Raw genomic sequence first — 15711 nt, forward strand, 5'->3', positions numbered from 1 at the left:
ATTCATATTTTCCTTCCAATTTACGAAAAGGGGGATATAGATGGCGGATTTACGCATTAATTTAGCAGGGATTGAGTCTCCCAATCCGTTTTGGCTGGCGTCAGCGCCTCCGACAAACTCGGGATACCAAGTCCAGCGGGCTTTTGAAGCCGGCTGGGGCGGAGCGGTCTGGAAGACATTAGGCGACCCTATCTTGAATGTGACTTCAAGATTTGCTGCGATTGGCTTTAACGGCCAACGAGTGGCAGGCTTTAACAATATTGAGCTCATCACTGACAGGCCTCTCGATATCAATTTGAAAGAAATCTATGAAACGAAAAAGAGATTCCCTAAACATGCAATCATCGTATCACTTATGGTCGAGCCGCAGCAGGAAAAATGGCACGAAATCGTGAAACGGGTGGAAGATGTTGGGGTCGACGGTCTGGAACTGAACTTTGGCTGTCCGCATGGGATGGCGGAACGTGGGATGGGGTCTGCGTCCGGTCAAGTTCCCGCACTGGTGGAACGGCAAACCTATTGGGTGAAAGAAGTGGCAAAAACCCCTGTCATTGTGAAGCTTACCCCCAACATTACCGACATTACCGCAACGGCTGAAGCAGCCGCCAGTGGCGGGGCTGATGCCATCAGTATGATTAATACCATTAACAGCCTAATGGGGGTTGACCTTGATACGTGGAATCCAATCCCCCATGTTGCCGGGAAAGGATCTCATGGCGGCTATTGCGGGCCTGCGGTGAAACCAATCGCGCTAAATATGGTGGCAGAGTGTGCCCGACATCCGCAAATTAATGTGCCTATTTCCGGTATCGGCGGCATTTCCAATTGGCAGGATGCGGTGGAATTTATGCTGATGGGGGCAACGGGCGTCCAAGTGTGTACCGCGGCCATGCACCATGGCTTCCGGATCGTGGAAGACATGATTGAAGGTCTAAATAACTACCTAGACAGTAAGGGAATTGCCTCTGTTTCAGAGATTATCGGCAAATCGGTTCCCAAATACTCTGATTGGGGTGACCTCGACTTAAATTACAACATCGCGGCCAGAATCAACCCGGATGTGTGCATCAATTGCAATAAATGTTATATCGCCTGCGAAGATACCTCCCATCAATGTATTGAAAGATTAACAAATTCAACAGGCACGAGTTATCTCAAAGTCAGGGAGGAGGACTGCGTCGGCTGCAACTTATGCTCGATTGTCTGCCCAGTGGACGGGGCCATTGACATGGTGGAACGGCAAAGAGAATTGCCGCCAATGACCTGGAATGAGCGGCAGGCGGCATTGAACGCGGCGGGGTGTAAAGTGGATATCATCAAGTAATTGTATGGAGGGACGAATGGATGAAAAAAATCATAAAAAACGGGACGATTGTGACTGCGGCTGATACTTTTCAGGGAGAGCTGTTGATTGAAGATGGAAAGATCACGCAAATTGGCGCAAATCTAACAGCAGCGGGGGCAGAAATCATCGATGCTAAGGGATGCCTGGTGTTTCCTGGCGGTATTGACCCTCATACCCATCTGGATATGCCTTTTGGGGGAACGGTCACAAAGGATGATTTTGAAACCGGGACGATTGCCGCGGCGTTTGGCGGTACCACAACGATTATCGACTTTTGTTTGACAAATAAGGGGGAACCGCTTAAAAACTCGATTCAGACTTGGCATCAAAAATCAAAAGGGAAAGCAGCGATTGACTACAGCTTCCATTTGATGGTATCCGAAATCAATGATGATGTATTGAATGAACTGCCTCTAGTGATAAATGAAGAAGGAATTACATCTTTTAAGGTGTTTATGGCTTATAAAAATGTGTTCCAAGCAGACGATGAGACGCTTTTCCGGACATTTGTGACGGCCAAAGAACTGGGCGCCCTTGTCATGGTCCATGCGGAGAATGGCGATGTCATTGATTATTTAACGAAAAAGGCCCTGGAGGACGGCAATACCGATCCAATTTACCATGCATTGACTAGGCCGCCTGAGCTAGAAGGGGAAGCAACAGGCCGTGCGGCAAGATTTGCCGGGCTTGCGGGTTCACAGCTGTATGTCGTGCATGTTTCCTGTGCAGATGCTGCAGAAAGGATTGCGGAAGCTAGGAGCAAGGGGTATGAAGTCTGGGGCGAGACTTGTCCGCAATACCTGGTGCTCGACCAAAGCTATCTCGAAAAACCGAATTTTGAAGGAGCCAAATATGTGTGGTCCCCGCCGCTTCGGGAAAAATGGAATCAAGAGGCACTCTGGAATGCTCTAAAAAGCGGCACACTGCAAACCTTTGGTTCTGATCAATGTTCGTTCGATTTTAAGGGGCAGAAGGAACTGGGTTTGGGCGATTTTACAAAGATTCCGAATGGAGGGCCGATGATTGAAGACAGAATGACGATTTTATTTTCGGAGGGGGTAAAAAAGGGACGTATTTCATTGAATCAATTTGTTGATTTAACCTCCACCAGGGCCGCAAAGCTGTTTGGGTTGTTCCCTAAAAAAGGGACAATTGCGATTGGTGGCGATGCTGACCTGGTGATCTATGATCCTAATGCTGAACGGGTCCTTTCGGCTGAAACGCACCATATGGCGGTAGACTATAATGCGTTTGAAGGCATGAAAGTCACGGGAGAGCCGGTTTCAGTACTAGTGCGCGGGGAGTTTGTCATCCGGGATAAGCAATTTGTCGGCACACCAGGCTCCGGCCAATACTTGAAGCGTGCTAAATATAATACGCCGTTAACAGAAAGTGAAACATTGTCTATTTAACTAGTAAATGCTGTCCATACTCTCTATTGAACAACTCCGGCAATTGCTTCATGAAAGCAATTGCCCTTTTTTACTAAAGGCAGGTTGATGGATTAATAAAATATTTAACCGAAATGGAGTGTTCATATGAAAAAAAGCCATTTAAAATCGTCAGATTTATTGCCCATCGGTCAAAATGATCGGAAAATTACCAGATTAGGCTATTCGTTTATGTGGGTCGGGATGGTTGTAGTGCTGGCCACCTTTGCAATTGGCGGGTCAGGGGTTATTAACCTGTCCCTTCCTTGGGTAATCCTTGCCACTGTGATTGGCAGTCTTGCCATTGGATTTTTTATCTCCTTAATCGCGGACATCGGGATTGAACACGGGTTGTCATTTCCGGTTTACATGAGGGCCCCATTTGGAACTATCGGGACCCATATTCCCTCGATTACCCGCGGGGTGACCGCTTCCATGTGGTTCGGCTTGAATACGTACTTTGGTTCTACGGCAATGAATGGAATTTTAAACATATTATTTGGCTTTGATAATTGGTTTGTTTGCTTTTTAATCTTTGCCATCGTCCAATTGGTGAATACAGCCTTGGGTATTAAATCGATTGAACGGTTTGCCGATTTGGCTGCTCCTATCATCATCTTCATTGCCATTTGGATGTATTCCTCACTTTCGGATCAAGCGCAAGCTGCAGGACGGGATGTTTGGAGCTGGGTGGAATCTCCAGTCACCGGGGGCGCTGCCTTTACAGCATTTTTGGTCGTTATTTTTGCCAACATGGGGTTCTGGGCCACATTAAGTGCCGATATTCCTTCGATTTCACGGTTTATGAAAGCGCCCGTGAACGAAAAAAACTGGTTTAAACGCAATAAAAACTCCTTAATCGGAAATTTGATTGCTATGCCGATAACTCAAACATTCATGATTATCATTGGGGCCGTCTCATATATTGCCGTTTTAAACTCGGACCCGGTTGTCGCTCTCCAAAAGTCCGCCGGCGGATTCATTCTTGTTATTTTACTCCTTATGATTGTCTTGGCTCAATGGTCCACCAATACGGCTGCCAATGTGGTGCCGGCAGCAACGATCTTTTCCAATGTCGGGGGACCGAAGTTCCCTTTCTGGGCAGGGGTTATTACAGCAGGGATTGTCGGAACCGTCGTACAGCCTTGGAAATTGTTTGACATTCTGATACCTGTTCTGTTATTTGTCGGCGGCATCTTATCTGCCATCGTCGGAATTCTGTTTGCCGATTACTATCTGCTTAGAAAAAGACGAGTCAATGTGCCGGAATTATATGAAGACAATGGACAGTACCGGTATCTTGGCGGCGTCAACATTGCTGGCTTTATCGCATGGATTATTGGAGCGGTGGCTTCCTATTTCGTACCGGAATATGGGTTTGTTGTCGGTTTTCTTGTCGGAGCTGCCATCTATTATGTGCTGGCTAAATTTTGGTGGTTTAAAAAGTATCCCCAAGCAGAGATCCAAGATCCAAGTGATGAAAAGTACTTGGGCATTTCGGTTGGCCGGGATTGGATTATTCAAGATGCACCGGAGCCTGTGATAGAAGAAATCCCTAATAATGTTGATTTAAATTAACCATAACTTTAGGAGGATGGCACATGTCGGAATACCAGCAATTTCTTGCCGAAAGGGATAAGATTGATTTTCTGATAAACAAAGGATTCAAGATACAATCTGTCAAGGAACATTTGGATGGCGCAACTGTCGTGTTTGTCGACGGGGAAGGAAAAGATAAAGAAATATTGGTGATTGGAAATGCCAATGCGAGAAAGTATTTTTCCAGTCTGATGGTTAAGCAAAACCAGCCGTCATCTTGAATGGTTAAAAAGGATTGGCGGAATGATGGTCAATCCTTTTTAACAAAAAGACAAAGCCTAAGGAGGTGGCAAAATGAAGGAAATATTCCAGTTAACTGTATCTGACATTTTAAAGCGGAAACATTTTGAAGATACCAGTATTGCGGCAGGTAAAGAAGGCATCAGCAATGTTTTAAAGTGGGTCCATGTCGTTGAAGTCACCAGCATCCGCAATCTCTTAAAAGGCAATGAACTCATTTTATCGACAGGGATTGCCTGGAAAGATCATCCTGCCCAATTTATTTCCATGGTCAAGGAATTAATTGAAAATCAGGCAGCCGGTTTGTGTTTGGAGATGGGTACCTATTTGACCGAGATTCCGGACGAAGTGATTGAGATTGCCAATCAGCATCAATTTCCAATTATTTTGTTTCATCAAGAGGTACCATTTGTCGAGATTACCCAGGATATTCACTCGGAAATTATCAACCAACAATACCGCAAGATTTCTGACCTTGAAAATTATTCACAGCGGCTTAATAAAAGATTGTTGTCCATCGAAACCCATGAAGACATACTCCAATTTATTTTCTCAGCACTCGATGTGCAAATTATGTTCCGCTTAAAAAATCAGCCGTTTGAATTTGTTCCGGACATACCGGTCCGAGACCAAACGTCTATCCTTCAACGGCTGGAGCAGGCAAAAACCGCACCATGCGAACAGCTGGCCTATACTCCTATTTTTCTGTTCGGCCAGGAATATGCCGAACTAGCGATTTATTCAAAGGACATCCCTATCAGTGAGTATGAATTATTGATTTTAGACAGAACGGCTACAGCTTTGGCTCAGCATTTTTTAAGAGATCGGTATGTGGAAGAAAAAAAGCGTGCGGAAGAAACAGAGTGGCTGCAAGGCTGGCTTGAAGGCGAGCACATGATAGAGGAGATATTTCAATATTTAGCTGAAAATGGTGTGAAACCAAAAACACAAGATGCGGCCGTCCTGATAACCAAGCTTTTTCCATTCAAAGAAAAATCAACCCCCGATGTCACCTATTTGAAGCTTTTGTTCCGCTCGGTTTTTGAACAGCAGGGGTTTATCGGCTTTTTTGTGGAAAAAAGAAACGAATTAACCATGATCCTGTTGAACACCCGAGCAAAAAGGAATTTAAAGGAACGGATCAAAAAAGCCATCCAGAGTATGGAAGAATCAGAATTTATCCAGAAGCAATGCTCTGCCAAATTGATGATTGCCGCAGGAAAGTTTTCCGACTCCTTGGGCGAAATACATAAAAGCTTCTTTACGGCCAAGGAAACCTTGCGGATTCAGCAAAAAATGACGAAAAAACAGCTTTGTCAGTTTTATGAGGATTTGCATTTATACCGGTTGATTTCCCAGCTCAGCAGGCATACCGATTTGCAGGAGCTGGCCTCTGAGTATCTCCATCCGGTTATCCAGTACGACCAGAAATACAATGCCAAGCTGCTGGAAACCTTGAAAGCGTATCTAGAGTGCAACGGGTCAAAACAGGAAACCTCGAATCGACTCTTCATTGTCAGACAGACATTGTACCACCGGCTGCAAAAACTGGAAAACTTGCTTGGCGAGGATTTTATGGACCATGAAAAACGGGTAGCAATTGAATTCACCCTGCTCGTCCATGATTATTTGCACGCCACCCGGTCGAATCAATCGCTCCTGGCAAATGAACATTACGGTAAAATGCATTAGCCCAAGTCAAAACGTTGAAGATTTATTTGCCGGGATTTTACAATCTGTCTAATGAATCAATCCATTCAATACGAGATAATGAAACTATAAGTCTGGGTTCAAGGGGGAGGAAGAATGAGTGTAACGAAAAATGATACCGCTGAATTGAAAAATTTCATTAATGGGGAATGGGTCCCGTCCGCCAGCAACCGGACATTGGATGTGCCAAACCCTGCCACAAATGAACGGTTAACCACGGTGCCGATTTCATCCAAGGAAGATGTCAATCTCGCGGTGGCTGCCGCCAAGACAGCGTTTCAATCGTGGAAGCGGGTCCCGGTTCCGAAAAGAGCGCGGATTTTCTATAAATACCATCATTTGCTATCTGAAAACCATGAGGAGCTTGCCCGCTTGATTGTGCTTGAGAATGGAAAAGCATACAACGAGGCCTATGGAGAAGTGCAGCGCGGGATTGAATGCGTGGAGTTTGCCTGCGGAGCGCCGACGTTAATGATGGGGGAAACGTTATCCGGGATTGCCGAAGACATTGATTCGGAAATGTTCCGGTATCCATTGGGAGTGGTTGGCGGCATTACCCCGTTTAACTTTCCCATGATGGTTCCATTATGGATGTTTCCTCTAGCCATTGCCTGTGGCAATACCTTTGTATTGAAACCATCGGAACGGACCCCAATATTGGCCAATCGGTTAGCGGAATTGTTTATCCAGGCAGGAGCGCCCAAGGGTGTCTTGAATGTGGTACATGGTGCTCATGAAGTCGTCAATGGGCTATTGGAACACGAAGATATTGCGGCTATCTCGTTTGTTGGTTCCCAGCCGGTGGCTAAGTATGTTTATGAGAGAGCTGCAGCTGCCGGAAAGCGGGTCCAAGCTCTATCCGGGGCGAAAAACCATCATATTGTGATGCCGGATGCTAATATGGACAAAGCCGTGCAGCATATCATCAGCTCCACTTTCGGCAGTGCCGGCCAGCGCTGCATGGCGTGCAGTGCGGTTGTCGTGGTTGGTAATAATGAAACGTTTGTTCAAGCCCTCAAGAAAAAAGCGGATGAGTTAATCATCGGCAATGGGATGGATGAGGAAGTGTTATTAACACCGGTCATCCGCAAGGAACACCGCGAAAAAGTACTGGGTTACATCGAAAAAGGCTTGGCGGAAGGGGCCGAGTTAATCAGGGACGGACGTGTAGAGATCGACAATCATCCGCAAGGAAATTTCCTCGGGCCAACCATATTTGACCGCGTCACTCCCGATATGACCATCGCAAGGGAGGAAATTTTCGCACCTGTTTTAAGTCTTCTCCGGGCCCGTGATTTGGATGAGGGGTTGGAATATATCCGCAAATCCAGATACGGAAACGGCGCGACCATCTATACGAATGATGCCAAGGCAGTAAGGCAGTTCCGTGAAGAGGCGGATGCCGGAATGCTCGGCATTAATGTAGGGGTTCCAGCCACCATGGCGTTTTTCCCATTCTCCGGGTGGAAGAATTCCTTCTATGGCGACCTCCATGTGAACGGCAAAGATGGTGTGAACTTCTATACCCGTAAAAAAATGATTACGTCCCGATTTGATGGGTAGGATGGAGAGATGCACACCAACACGGCCTAGGACCATAGACTATTTCGAAACTGTTATCAAGTGAATGCCACTGGCCAATAACAAGAATGGGAGGGAGCAAATATGGTTCAAACCGAACGGTCACAGGAATCATTGCTCGAGAAAGATGAAAAATATGTTTGGCATTCCATGAAGCCGTACAGCCCGAAGTCAACGATTGTGGTCGAAAAGGCAGAAGGGTCATGGATTACCGATGTGGACGGCAAGCGGTATTTGGACGCGATGGCGGGACTTTGGTGTGTCAATATCGGATACGGAAGGACGGAGCTCGCGGAGGCGGCCTATGAACAGTTAAAGGAGATGGCCTATTTTCCGCTGTCACAAGGCCACGTCCCGTCCATTAAACTCGCTGAGAAGCTGAATGAAATGTTGGGTGATGAATACGTCATCTTTTTTTCCAACAGCGGCTCGGAAGCAAACGAAACGGCGTTTAAAATTGCGAGGCAGTACCACCAGCAGCGCGGTGAGCATAACCGCTATAAAATAGTTTCCCGCTACCGCGGTTATCACGGAAATTCAATGGGGTCGCTGGCGGCAACCGGCCAGGCGCAAAGAAAATTTAAATATGAACCCTTAGCCCCTGGATTTATCCACGTCCCACCGCCCGACACTTACCGGGATGACATCCATGTATCCGACCCGAGAGAATTGTCATCGGTTAAAGAAATTGACCGGACCATGACTTGGGAGTTAAGTGAAACGATTGCCGCGATGATTATGGAACCGATCATTACCGGAGGTGGTATTTTAATACCACCTGATGGCTACATGAAGGCGGCAAAGGAAGTTTGTAAAAAACATGGGGCCCTTCTGATTGTCGATGAGGTCATTTGTGGATTTGGCCGGACTGGCAAACCGTTTGGCTTTATGAATTACGGTGTAAAACCCGATATCATTACCATGGCAAAAGGCATCACGAGTGCCTATCTCCCGCTGTCGGCAACCGCCGTACGGAAAGAGATTTATGAAGCTTTTAAAGGGAGCGAGGAATACGATTATTTCCGCCATGTCAATACATTTGGCGGTAATCCTGCAGCCTGCGCCCTGGCGCTGAAAAATCTCGAAATCATGGAAAAAGAAAAGCTATTTGACCGGTCGAGGGATTTAGGGGAACAGCTGTTGAATGATTTAAAAAGTTTATTACAGAATCATCCAATTGTTGGGGATGTCCGCGGCAAAGGGCTGCTGGTCGGGATTGAACTTGTTCGCGATAAGGCCACAAAGGAACCAATTGATGTCGGAGTCCTAAATAAGGTAATAGCGGACTGTAAGGAAAACGGTGTCATTATAGGTAAAAACGGTGCAACCGTAGCCGGTTTTAACAATGTGTTAACCCTGTCGCCGCCGTTAAGTATTGAACAGAAAGATATCAGCTTTTTAGTGAAGACCCTGACGGAGGCGTTACAAAAAGTAATTTAGCGAAAGTGGTTACACTATAAGCAGCATTTATTTTTAGCGCTATTGCATGCATGCAATGGCGTTTTTTTATGTTTCGGATTGTTTGTGGAAGGAATCTTGGCGGAAGATAAACAAAAAGAAAAATATTCTTAAAAATAACGTTCTAAAACATTAGATGTTGGTAAAAATAATCTTGTTGCAGCGGTGACTGTTGAACAAGTTGTTTGCTAAATCATCAGAAAAAGGAGAATGTTCCTATGACGAATGTAAATCTGGCTGTTATTTTTTACAGCATGGGCGGCACGAACTACCAGTTGGCACAATGGGCAGCAGAGGGTGCAAAGGAAGCAGGCGCTGAGGCTAAAATTTTTAAGGTGGCTGAGCTGGCTCCTCCATCCGTTGTGGAAGGAAATGCGGTTTGGAAAGCCACTACGGAAAAAACGGCCCATATTCCAGAGGCAAAATCGGAAGACATTGAATGGGCCGATGCGATTATTTTTAGCGTGCCAACCCGTTTTGGGAACGTGCCTTCCCAAGTGAAGCAGTTCCTTGACATGCAAGGCGGCCTATGGGCACAAGGCAAGACGATTAATAAGGTGGTCAGCGCGATGACCTCGGCACAAAATGCCCATGGAGGACAAGAAGCCACCATTTTATCACTATACACATCGATGTATCACTGGGGTGCGATTATTGCTGCACCTGGTTATACCGATCCCGTATTGTTTGCAGCAGGCGGTAACCCATATGGCACGAGTGTAGGTGTGGATGAAAACGGCAAAATGGTCGGAGATGTGGAGGCCGCCGTTAAACATCAAGCCAAACGCACGGTGACTGTTGCCGAGTGGGTTAAAAAAGGGCAACAATAAACAGGACAGAGAGCTAATCAACTTTTACTGATTAGCTCTTTTTAACGGGAAATAATCTTAAAATTGGTGGAAAATTCAGCATTCAGCATGTATCGTAGGAGAATTACTGAAATTTATCTATTGACTTTTAACGATTTTCTTTAGATAATCAAGTAAATTGAGAATGCAAACGGTTAGGGACTAGTAAATTTTTGGAACATGATAGAGAGTGGGACCCGCAGGCTGGAAGGTCTCTCATGGAAAGGAAATTGAACCTGCCCTTTTATAAACTGCTTATGAAAACATAAGCCGTCAACTCTCGTTACGGGTTTAAAGTGGGTGCATGGCACCAACAAAGGTGGTACCGCGGATACGATTCTTCCGTCCTTTAGTTTAGGGACAGAAGAGTCGTTTTTATTTTTCTATAAAACTTAAAGAAGGGTTCGGAAACAATGAAAAAACAGCTTGTTGTTGTAAAGATAGGCAGCAGTTCACTGACCACTGCCACGGGAACAATATCCGAAGACAAAATGAGGGACCACGTAGAGGCGCTGGCGTGCTTGAAAAAACAGGGCCATGACGTCATCTTGATTTCTTCCGGTGCGGTCGCTGCCGGATTTGGTGCCATGGGCTACCCGGTCCGACCCAATACAACAGCTGGTAAACAGGCGGCTGCGGCAGTCGGGCAAGGACTGTTAATGCAGCATTATAACGAATTGTTTAAAGAGTTTCAAACGGTCCCGGCACAAATCTTATTAACACGGGAAGATTTTTATAGCCAAACAAGATTCCAAAACTTATTCTCTACCATCACGGAGCTGCTCCATCGGGGTGTCATTCCAATCTTTAATGAAAATGACTCTGTTTCTATTGAGGAATTGACTTTCGGGGACAATGATATGCTGTCTGCCCTCGTCAGCGGATTTCTCCATGCCAATGCCCTCATCATTTTGACAGACGTCAATGGGCTTTATGACGGCAATCCAAAGGTTTCAAAGAATGCGAAGAAATATCATTTCATTCCCGAAGTTTCGGATGAGCTGCTCGGGGTGGCTGATGAACATGGTTCTTCGGTTGGGACAGGTGGGATGCGCTCTAAACTCCTCGCTGCCAAAAAAGCTTTGTCACTGGGGGTAAGTGTCTTTGTCGGCCGGGGATCCGGCAAAGAAAAGCTGGTTGACATTCTGGCAGGCAAAGGCGATGGAACCTATATCGGCGGACCATTTCAAACCCAAATGCAAATGAGAAAACAATGGATTGCCTATCACTCCCATGTGGGCGGTATCATTGAAATCGATGATGGGGCCGAACAAGCGATTGTCCAAAAGGGAAAAAGCTTACTTCCTGTCGGTGTTACCAACGTAATCGGCGAATTTAATGCCTTAGATGTGGTAGAGGTTCGCAATCAAAAAGGAAAAATGATTGGAAGAGGACAAATCTCATTTTCATCCAAGGATTTGGCAAAGGTGAAGGGCTTACCGAGTGACCAATCAAAGGCTTACTCGTTTAATAAAAAACCCGAAGTCATTCATCGGGACAATTGGGTTATTTTACAGGAGGAGTGAGGAGAAATGACTGAGCTGATCGAAAAGGCAAAAAAACTAACAGCTGCATCCAAGAAACTGGCCATGCTGACCACAAACGAAAAAAACGAGGCGTTAGCCGTGGTTGCTGACGAAATTTTACAAGAAAGTGCTTGGCTGATACTGGAAAATAGGAAGGATATCGCAAAAGGCAAACAGCAAGGGATATCGGAATCATTGTTGGACCGGCTGCTATTGACGGATCAGAGAATTGAGCAAATCGTGGAAGGAATCCGGCAATTGATTGAACTGCCCGACCCAATCGGGGAAATCATTGAGGCTTGGGAACGCCCCAACGGGTTGGCCATTCAATCGATCCGAGTACCGCTCGGAGTCATCGGAATGGTGTATGAAGCACGTCCGAATGTCACAGTGGATGCCGCTGGCCTTTGCTTAAAAGCCGGGAATGCCGTTTTATTAAGAGGAAGCACGTCGGCTTTAAACTCCAATAAAGCACTAGTCCAAGTGATGCAAAACGCTCTTGCGAAAACAGCTATTCCTGCGGATGCCGTACAACTGCTCGAGGATACGAGCCGTGAAACGGCCGCCCAAATGTTCAAGCTGAACCAATACCTGGATGTCCTGATTCCACGCGGCGGCGCCGGTTTGATACAAAATGTGATTCAAAATGCCACCGTCCCTGTTTTGGAAACTGGCGTGGGAAATTGCCATATTTTTATTGATGAATCTGCGCAAAAGGATATGGCCATTGACATTGTCATCAATGCCAAATTACAGCGGCCATCCGTATGCAATGCCGCCGAAACGGTGTTAATTCATGGAAGCTGGCCCTATGCGGCTGACTTGTTGGAATCGCTGCAGGCAAAAGGGGTGGAATTGCGCGGTGATGAACGTTTAACTTCTGAGTATTCATTTGTGAAACCAGCGGTCCAAGCAGACTGGGAAATCGAATTCTTGGCGCCGATTTTAGCCGTCAAGCTAGTCGGGGATGTGAAAGAAGCGATCAGTCATATTGACCAATATGGCACGAAACACTCTGAAGCGATTATTACCGAAGAGTCCCAGAATGTTGATTTATTTTTCCAAGCTGTGGACGCGGCGGTGTTGTACCATAATGCTTCCACCCGGTTCACGGATGGGGAACAGTTCGGTTACGGCGCCGAAATTGGCATCAGCACCCAAAAGCTTCATGCCCGCGGCCCAATGGGACTTAAGGCGATTACCACGACGAAAGCCCTCGTAAGGGGAACAGGGCAAATAAGAGGATAACCTAAGATAAACCAAGTATGGATCATCCTTACTTGGTTTTTTGCTATTAATGAGCAAACTTCTGGTATAATAAAAAAGCAAACATATATTCTTATGACGGGTTGGTGATGTTGTGGCCAATGAAATCCATATTTCAGTCAGGACACTTGTGGAGTATGTTTACAGTTCTGGCAGCATTGACTCCCGTTTCCGGCCGCAATCGACGCTGGCAGAAGGGACGAGAATCCATCAATCTATCCAAAAATCCTACGGCGAGAATGATGAACGGGAAGTCTACCTCTCTATCGAAATCCCCTATGATGGCCTTGTCTATAAAATAGACGGCCGATGCGACGGGCTATTACATAACGACGGTCATGTAACAATTGATGAAATTAAATCATTTACCCAGCCATTGGAGACTACCGAACCGGACGGATATCCCGTCCACTGGGCCCAGGCGAAAATGTATGCCTATATTTATGCAACTCAAAAGCAAATTTCGGAACTTGCTGTTCAATTAACCTATGTGCATGTGGAATCAAACGAAAAAAAATTTTTACAGCAAGTCTTTACTCAAGCGGAGTTGGAAACCTTTGTTTTTGAGGTCATCAAAGGGTATGCTCCTTACGCAAAATGGCAGCAGCAACATCGTATACAAAGGGACCTCAGCAGCAAGGAACTTGATTTTCCATTTCCGTCTTACCGTGAGGGTCAGCGAAAACTCGCCGGAGGAGTCTACAAGTCGATTTCGGATGGGAAAAATTTATTTGCCATGGCCCCAACCGGAATCGGCAAAACCATTTCGACGCTATTCCCATCCGTGAAAGCCATGGGAGAAGGTTTACTCACCCGTGTGTTCTACCTTACGGCAAGAACGACCACCAGAACCACCGCAGAAGAAGCGTTCGCACGTATGCGCGAAAAGGGTCTCTGTATGGAAGCAGTAACCATTACGGCTAAGGAAAAAATCTGCTTTAAGGATGAAACCATTTGTCAGCCGGACCATTGTGAATTTGCGTCTGGTTATTATGACAGGATTAACGGGGCCGTTATGGATCTTCTTGAAAATGAGCAAGCTCTGACAAGGGAGGTCATAGAAAAATATGCCAAAAAGCATCGTGTCTGCCCGTTTGAATATTCCCTGGATCTTGCCTACACAGCGGATGCCGTTATTTGCGACTATAACTATGTTTTCGACCCAAAGGTGTCCCTAAAGCGTTTGTTTGAAGAAGAAAAAAAGTCCACCGCCCTATTGGTCGATGAAGCCCATAACTTAGTTGACCGCGGGAGAGAGATGTTTTCCGCGTCAGTCAATAAACAGGCTTTTCTTCAAGTGAAGAAGGATTTTAAAGGGGTTAACAAGCCGATTTTTGATGCTGCAAGCGAATTAAACTCTTGGTTTTTGTCTCTAAAAAAATCAATGGACGGGGATAAGGAATCGGTTGTTGAAGCCTTGGATGAGGAGCTTTCACAGAGGCTCCGAAACTTTGCTGAAATTGCGGAAAAACTCCTTGCAACGGGTTCGTTTCCTGATTTACTGGACGTTTATTTTACTGTGAATCAATTTTTAAAAATAGTGGAATTGGTGGACGAACATTATATTATTTATAGTGAAGCGGAAAGAAATGATGTGACCCTGAAACTGTTCTGCATAAACCCGGGCAAACTGTTAAAACAAATGGGAAAGAGCTATAGGTCCAAGGTATTTTTTTCGGCAACACTGACACCATTGGATTATTATCAAGACCTGATTGGCGGTGGGGCTGAAGATTATCTGTCAGCCATTCCTTCCCCCTTCTTAAGGGAGCAAGTGGATGTCTTTATAAAACCGCTCTCCACTCGCTACCGGGACCGGGAGCGTTCCCAAACAGCCATTGTCTCCATGTTGATATCACTGATTCATAGCAGACCTGGCAATTATTTCGTGTTTTTCCCATCCTATCAATATATGCTTTCTGTTTATGAAGAGTATAAGGAGACGGATGAGCAGACAAAAACATTGATCCAATCGACTGGCATGACAGAAGCAGAACGGGAATTGTTTCTGGATGCATTTCAGTCCGAATCAACGGAAACCTTGCTTGGCTTTGCCGTTTTGGGGGGAATTTTCTCCGAAGGGGTGGATTTAAAAGGAAACCGGTTGAATGGGGTGGTGGTCGTTGGAGTCGGTCTGCCGCAGATTGGCTTCGAGCGGAACCTGATTAAGGAATTCTTTGATAAAAATGGGCGGAATGGTTATGATTACGCCTATGTATCCCCTGGAATGAACAAGGTTTTGCAGGCTGGCGGCAGACTAATCCGATCGGAAGAGGATACCGGTACCATTGTTCTTTGTGATGACCGTTTTCTGCAAAAAAAATATCAAACACTGCTTCCAGACATGTGGAAAAGCTATACAGTACTCTAAAATAGTCGTTAATAAAGGCGGGCACTGAAAAAGTCCGTCTGAAGAGAAAAGGAAGCTAATAGCCTGGAATATAGGCCGTTAGCTTCTTTTTTTTATAAGTTGATTTCGAACATCCCCCTATTACCTTTGAGAACTTTTTTTCGCTCGGCACAGTCGTTAGGAGAGCTTCCTAGTTCCCCTTGAAGGCTCTTTTTCCTTCGGTACGTTCGTTTTAATTGTCTTCGGCACATTTAATAATGGGGTACGATTTCTGCTCATTCTAATAATTCAGCTATTTTTTTATTTTGAGTGTCAAAATGATTTTATCACGAATATAATTAACAAAAAGTTGCTCAAG

At 45.6% G+C, this 15711-nt stretch carries 11 protein-coding genes; all 11 read left to right on the forward strand.

Annotation, left to right across the window (positions count from 1 at the left end):
* Window positions 1-40: 40 nt before the first annotated feature.
* The 11 genes from preA (at window position 41) to ACY8D0_RS26240 (ending at window position 15374) form a co-directional block, all read left to right on the forward strand.
* The gene (gene preA, locus ACY8D0_RS26190; protein ID WP_462413392.1) at window positions 41-1324 is read left to right on the forward strand and encodes an NAD-dependent dihydropyrimidine dehydrogenase subunit PreA; all 1284 of its coding nucleotides are present in this window, start codon (window positions 41-43) and stop codon (window positions 1322-1324) included.
* Window positions 1325-1344: 20 nt separating this feature from the next.
* On the forward strand, window positions 1345-2757 hold the full coding sequence (gene hydA / locus ACY8D0_RS26195) for a dihydropyrimidinase (protein WP_462413393.1): 1413 nt from the start codon (window positions 1345-1347) through the stop codon (window positions 2755-2757).
* A 126-nt stretch (window positions 2758-2883) separates the two neighbouring features.
* Complete coding sequence (locus ACY8D0_RS26200) at window positions 2884-4353, forward strand: NCS1 family transporter (protein ID WP_462413394.1); 1470 nt, start codon at window positions 2884-2886, stop codon at window positions 4351-4353.
* 23 nt (window positions 4354-4376) lie between these two features.
* Window positions 4377-4595, forward strand: a complete 219-nt coding sequence (locus ACY8D0_RS26205) for a hypothetical protein (protein WP_462413395.1) — start codon at window positions 4377-4379, stop codon at window positions 4593-4595.
* Window positions 4596-4668: 73 nt separating this feature from the next.
* Entirely contained in the window at window positions 4669-6306 is a 1638-nt protein-coding gene (locus tag ACY8D0_RS26210; RefSeq protein WP_462413396.1) for a PucR family transcriptional regulator, read from the forward strand.
* 114 nt (window positions 6307-6420) lie between these two features.
* Window positions 6421-7887: a CoA-acylating methylmalonate-semialdehyde dehydrogenase gene (locus ACY8D0_RS26215; RefSeq protein ID WP_462413397.1), complete on the forward strand. Its 1467-nt coding sequence runs from the start codon at window positions 6421-6423 to the stop codon at window positions 7885-7887.
* Between the two features lie 102 nt (window positions 7888-7989).
* Window positions 7990-9345 carry an aspartate aminotransferase family protein gene (locus ACY8D0_RS26220; RefSeq protein WP_462413398.1) on the forward strand — a complete coding sequence of 452 codons (1356 nt, stop codon included), beginning with the start codon at window positions 7990-7992 and terminating at the stop codon, window positions 9343-9345.
* Window positions 9346-9581: 236 nt separating this feature from the next.
* Window positions 9582-10193 carry an NAD(P)H:quinone oxidoreductase gene (gene wrbA, locus ACY8D0_RS26225; RefSeq protein ID WP_462413399.1) on the forward strand — a complete coding sequence of 204 codons (612 nt, stop codon included), beginning with the start codon at window positions 9582-9584 and terminating at the stop codon, window positions 10191-10193.
* Window positions 10194-10624: 431 nt separating this feature from the next.
* Entirely contained in the window at window positions 10625-11737 is a 1113-nt protein-coding gene (gene proB / locus ACY8D0_RS26230) for a glutamate 5-kinase (RefSeq protein ID WP_462413400.1), read from the forward strand.
* A gap of 6 nt (window positions 11738-11743) precedes the next feature.
* Window positions 11744-12985, forward strand: coding sequence for a glutamate-5-semialdehyde dehydrogenase (locus ACY8D0_RS26235; protein WP_462413401.1), 1242 nt, complete (start codon window positions 11744-11746; stop codon window positions 12983-12985).
* 112 nt (window positions 12986-13097) lie between these two features.
* A complete protein-coding gene (locus tag ACY8D0_RS26240; RefSeq protein WP_462413402.1) occupies window positions 13098-15374 on the forward strand; it encodes an ATP-dependent DNA helicase in 2277 nt (758 codons plus the stop codon).
* Window positions 15375-15711: the final 337 nt, after the last annotated feature.

The organism is Neobacillus camarae, from assembly GCF_054950115.1.